This is a genomic window from uncultured Porphyromonas sp., from assembly GCF_915070105.1.
Taxonomy (GTDB): Bacteria; Bacteroidota; Bacteroidia; order Bacteroidales; family Porphyromonadaceae; genus Porphyromonas.
In genome coordinates, this window is sequence record NZ_CAJZFJ010000099.1 from 1 (window position 1) to 5,231 (window position 5,231).

Annotated in this window: 5 protein-coding genes; all 5 read left to right on the forward strand. The window is 55.4% G+C overall.

All coding sequences use genetic code 11. The features are described from left to right. A partial coding sequence (locus QZ554_RS08045; protein WP_297195687.1) for an ROK family protein occupies positions 1-776 on the forward strand: 776 nt, incomplete at its 5' end. Between the two features lie 376 nt (positions 777-1,152). Further along, on the forward strand, positions 1,153-2,142 hold the full coding sequence (trpS, locus tag QZ554_RS08050; protein ID WP_297195688.1) for a tryptophan--tRNA ligase: 990 nt from the start codon (positions 1,153-1,155) through the stop codon (positions 2,140-2,142). Between the two features lie 36 nt (positions 2,143-2,178). Then, complete coding sequence (locus QZ554_RS08055; protein WP_297195689.1) at positions 2,179-2,613, forward strand: DUF3127 domain-containing protein; 435 nt, start codon at positions 2,179-2,181, stop codon at positions 2,611-2,613. A gap of 111 nt (positions 2,614-2,724) precedes the next feature. Next, positions 2,725-3,198, forward strand: a complete 474-nt coding sequence (gene rlmH / locus QZ554_RS08060; protein WP_297195690.1) for a 23S rRNA (pseudouridine(1915)-N(3))-methyltransferase RlmH — start codon at positions 2,725-2,727, stop codon at positions 3,196-3,198. A 30-nt stretch (positions 3,199-3,228) separates the two neighbouring features. Continuing rightward, entirely contained in the window at positions 3,229-4,959 is a 1,731-nt protein-coding gene (locus QZ554_RS08065; RefSeq protein WP_297195691.1) for a phosphoethanolamine transferase, read from the forward strand. Positions 4,960-5,231 lie beyond the last annotated feature (272 nt).

Below are 5,231 nucleotides of genomic sequence, written 5' to 3' on the forward strand. Positions count from 1 at the left end.
TCAATATCAATATCCCAGGCCGTATCAACCCCGTCACGGGATATAGCTACAACCTCTTCAACTTCTTCCCCGACCGTCCCCTCTCACAGACGATCAGTGAGCGTATCGGCATACGAGTGTCTATCGACAATGACACTCGTGGAATGGCCTTCGGGGAGTTTACCCAGGGCTGTGCTAAGGACCTCGGTGTGAACTCTGCCCTCTATGTCAATGTCAGCTGGGGGCTTGGTCTCGGACTGATCCTCGATGGGCAGATCTACTTCGGTAAGTCTGGCTTCTCTGGTGAGCTGGGGCATATCTCCATATATAATAATCAGATCCTCTGCCACTGCGGTAAGAAGGGTTGCCTCGAGACCGAGGTCAGTGGGCAGGCGATGTGTCGCAAGGTGCAGGCTCGCATCCGTGCGGGAGAGAATTCCATCCTCTCGCCAATTGTCGCCAAGGGTGGTGACCTCAAGCTCTCCCACCTCATTGAGGCCTGCCAGCAGGAGGATATGCTCTGCCTAGAGGTGCTTAGTGAGATGGGACTACAGCTAGGTAAGCAGATCGCCAACCTCATCAATATCTTCAACCCCGAGCTCGTCATCGTCGGGGGGAGTCTAGCTGACTCCAATGGCTTCCTCACTCAGCATGTCGAGGCCTCGGTGCGTACCTATTCAATGAGTGTCGTCACCCGTGACACCCGCATCGAGACAGCCACACTCGGCGATCGCTCCGGACTCATCGGGGCATGTATGCTCGCCCGCACACGCCGCTTCGAGGATCTCGCCCGCTAGAGCTCTCCCTCATTCTCATCAGCTAGGCTACCGCCCCGAGGGCGGTAGCCTAGCTCTTTTTTGGTGGAGGGGGGGCAGTGGGTCTAATAGGTCTAATAGGTGCAATAGGTCTAATAGGTCTAATAAGGAGGACTGCGAAGGGTGGGGGCTAAGAGTGGTATAGGGGCTACCTGGGGGCTGTATAGGTGCCGACTAGGAGTGATGTCGGAGCCGGATAGGGTGTGTAGAGGGCTGGGGTAGGCTAGTGGTAGAGCGTGTAGCGCGGAGGAAGAGAGATGGTATTTGCTGATTATTAGCTATCTTCGTAGGTTAATAATGGGTGATGGCGCTGTGTGCCAGCCTTCGCCCACCTAACCAATAAACAGAAAGAATAGAAATGGATACAGTAGTCAGCGGAATACGCCCCACGGGTAACCTCCATCTGGGGAATTACTTCGGCGCAGTACGTGCCTTTACCCAGATGCAGAACGAGTATAATTGCTTCTTCTTCATTGCGGACTGGCATTCGCTGACCACCCACCCACACCCCGACAACATCGTCCGTAGCACCAACACCATCCTAGCAGAATACCTTGCCTGTGGGATCGACCCCGAGCGTGCTACCATCTACATACAGAGCGATGTGCGGGAAGTCTTGGAGCTGTACCTATACCTCAATATGAATGCCTACCTCGGGGAGCTGGAGCGTACCACTTCCTTCAAGGAGAAGGCTCGTCAGCAGCCCGACAATGTGAATGCCGGCCTACTGACCTATCCCACCCTCATGGCTGCTGACATCCTGATGCACAAGGCCGTGAAGGTGCCCGTCGGCAAGGATCAGGAGCAGAATATGGAGATGGCTCGCAAGTTCGCCCGTCGCTTCAACACGATCTACGGTGTGGACTTCTTCGTCGAGCCCCAGTCCTACTCCCTCGGTGCTCGGGCTCTGAAGGTGCCAGGCCTCGACGGGTCAGGCAAGATGGGTAAGAGTGAGGGCAACGCTATCTACCTCGTGGATGATGCCAAGACGATCTCCAAGAAGGTCATGCGGGCCGTCACCGATGCAGGCCCTACGGAGCCCAATAGCCCCAAGCCAGAGCCTATTGAAAACCTCTTCACACTCATGGAGATCGTCTCCAGCGAGGAGGTCTACAAGCACTTCAACGATGCCTACAACGACTGCTCCATCCGCTACGGCGATATGAAGAAGCAGCTGGCAGAGGACATCTGTGCCTTCTCCACCCCCATCCGTGAGCGCATACTAGAGATAAGTGCCGACGAGGCATACCTCAGACGAGTAGCCAGCATCGGGGCAGAGAAGGCTCGGGAGAGTGCAGCCAAGACACTGGAGGAGGTACGACAGATCATCGGCTTCCGCCACCGCTAAACGAACGACAATAGCAACATAATTATAGAGAAGAGAATGGAACTAATAGGAAAGATTATCCAAATCCTTCCCCTACAGGAAGGCGTATCTAAGGCAGGGAATCCATGGAAGAAGCAGGAGTATATCCTCGAGACCCTTGGAACGCAGTACCCTCGTAAGGTGTGCTTTAACCTCTTTGGGGATAACGTGGACAAGTTCCCCATGCAGGTTGGTCAGGACGTAACGGTGTCGATCGATATCGAGAGCCGAGAGTTCAACGGGCGCTGGTACACAGATGTCCGTGCGTGGAATGTGCTGAATGGTGTCCAGCTAGCAGGTGCTCCTGCCCCAGGCTTTGCAGCAGCCCCTGCTCAGCCCGCAGCCCCCGCCCCCGGCTTCGCCTCTGCTCCAGCCCAGCCTGCTCCCCAGGCGGCTCCTGCTCAGCCCACCACAGTAGCTGCCCCTACGGCAGCTGATGACCTACCCTTCTAATCAAGGCTCGTCCTTAGGACGCTAAGTCATCATAGAGGGAATGCCCCAGAGAGACCCATCGGAGCATTCCCTCTGCTAATACATATATGTGTATATTCACAGGGAGCACAGATGCAGCTATCCCTCCTCGTCATCGGTAAGACAGATTCGGCACAGATAGAGACGGAGATCAAGCGATATGAGAGCCGTCTGAAGCATTACCTCCCCTTTGAGCTTCGGGTAATCCCCGATGTGCGCCGAGGGAGCAAGCTCTCCGCCGAAGATCAGAAGCGGGCAGAGGGCGAGGAGCTCCTGCGCTATATCACCCCGACAGATCAAGTCTATCTCTTCGACGAGCGAGGGAAGAGCTATACGAGCCGAGCCTTTGCCTCCTTTATCGAGCGTGCTATGGTATCAGGGCTACGGCGCATGGTTCTGGTGATCGGAGGCCCCTATGGCTTCACTCCAGAGGTCTATGAGCGAGCCAATGGACTGGTATCACTGAGCCAGATGACCTTCTCCCACCAGATGGTGCGTCTCTTCGCTATCGAGCAGCTCTATCGGGCGCAGACGATCATCCGAGGAGAGCCCTACCACCATGACTAAGGAAAACCCATTACCTGCCCGTATCCTCAAATGAACTATTGGCAACATATCAAGGAGTTCCTCCTGCGTGGGGAGCAACGGATCTACTACTGGATCTTCACCTTCTCGCTCCTACTGCCCAACATCATCCTCTCGGTAGTGATGCAGCAGTCGATGATCGGACGTGTGCTGAACATCCTGCTGATGCTCCCGCTCTATATGCTCGTAATGCTCGTGGCCAAGCGTCCCGGGCGTGTCTACTGGTCGTTGCTGCTGCTGGTACTCCTGCACATGTTCCAGCTGGTGCTACTGACGATCTTCAGCGGTTCGGTGGTGGCGGTGGATATGATCCTCAACCTCTTCACCTCGGAGCCTGATGAGGCTACGGAGCTACTGTCCAATATCCTGTGGCCGATCGTAGGTGCTCTAGCGCTCTATGTGCCTGTGCTCATACTGGCCACCCTCTCAGCACGCAACCGCAAGACACTCTCTTCGGCCTTCCGTAAGCGCACGGCACTCTATGCCTTCATCCTGCTTATCGTCGCCCTCCCCGTCTATATTGGGGCAAAGAAGCGCTTCCCCTATCTCCACCTGCGAGCAGAGGTATATCCGATGAGTGTCTTCTATAATATGTATCTAGCGACGAAAAAGCTTAGCCAAGTCTTCCGCTACACCTATACCTCGGAGAACTTCTGCTACGGAGCTGCGAGCGAGCGAGCGAAGGATGGACGTGAGGTCTACGTCCTGATCCTTGGGGAGACTTCGCGAGCTCACAGCTGGAGTCTCTATGGCTACACCCGCCCGACGACCCCTCGGCTGGATACGATGAGCCGTGAGGGACTCATCCCCTTCGCAGACGTGCTGACCCAGTCGAACACCACCTATAAGAGCATACCGATCATCCTCTCGCCTGCCGATGCCTCTTCGTCCGAGGAGCTCCCTCGGGTACGTGGTATCTTGGAGGCTTATAAGGAGGCGGGCTTCTACACGGCCTTTGTCTCGAATCAGCCTGGGAACCACAGCTATGTGGACTTCTTCGCCATGCAGGGAGATGAGTACCATTCCATACGCAAGGAGCTTAGGCGGAGCAAGCGTCGTCTCTACGACACAGACATGCTCCCCTATCTGGAGCAACTCTTGTCTAGCGACCACCCCCGACTCTTCATCGTCCTGCATACCTATGGGGCGCACTTCAGCTATCGGGATCGCTATCCGAAGGATGCTGCTCCCTTCCCTGTCCCCCATCGCTATTCAGGCTCTGCTAAGGACAGCCTAGCTCTACGCAATGCGTATGACAACGCTATCTGGCAGACAGACCGCTTTGTGGATGAGGTGATCCGCATGCTCGGAACTCAGGATCGGCACTCAGCTCTGATGTACGTGTCGGATCATGGTGAGGATGTGTATGACGATAGTCGAGAGCGCTTCCTACACTCTTCGCCCGATGTCTCCTACTACCAGCTGCATGTCCCTCTTCTGCTGTGGTTCTCGCCTGCCTATAGGGAGGCGCATCCCGAGCTAGTGGCTGCAGCACGAGCCAACCAGCAGCGAGCAGCCTCGACCAACACAGTCTTCCACACCCTACTCCAGCTCTCGGGGATACGTACACGCTACCGCAGAGATAGTCTCTCGCTGGTTAGCCCTTCCTTCCTAGAGCAGCAGCGTTACTATCTGAATGACCGCTACGAATGTCTTCCCATCGAGGGGCTTGATCTCTCGGAGGAGGACGTACAGCTCTTCCGACAGAAGGGTTTGCGCTACGAACCTATACCCAGCGAGTAATCAGGGCGCTCTGTTTTTAGAGGTTGCTTGTCCTTTTGCTCCCAGGGTCGACGCATGGTCTCGCTCGCACACTCCAGCCTTTGGATCTTCGGGGATATCATTTCGTATCCCAGGGAGCTTTAGCCCATCCCTAGAGATCCTGCGTATTATCCCCAAGAAACAGACATACAAGCGAGCCCTATCGGGGATATACTTAGAGCGCACTTGTATACCCACGTGTATACTCATCCCTCCTAGGTAGGAGGTATTCGCTTGGCATATCTAGACTAGGA

Bases quoted from the DNA above. Each gene is read 5' to 3' on its own strand.
- trpS (WP_297195688.1), top strand. From the start codon at position 1,153: ATGGATACAGTAGTCAGCGGAATACGCCCCACGGGTAACCTCCATCTG.
- QZ554_RS08055 (WP_297195689.1), top strand. From the start codon at position 2,179: ATGGAACTAATAGGAAAGATTATCCAAATCCTTCCCCTACAGGAAGGC.
- rlmH (WP_297195690.1), top strand. From the start codon at position 2,725: ATGCAGCTATCCCTCCTCGTCATCGGTAAGACAGATTCGGCACAGATA.
- QZ554_RS08065 (WP_297195691.1), top strand. From the start codon at position 3,229: ATGAACTATTGGCAACATATCAAGGAGTTCCTCCTGCGTGGGGAGCAA.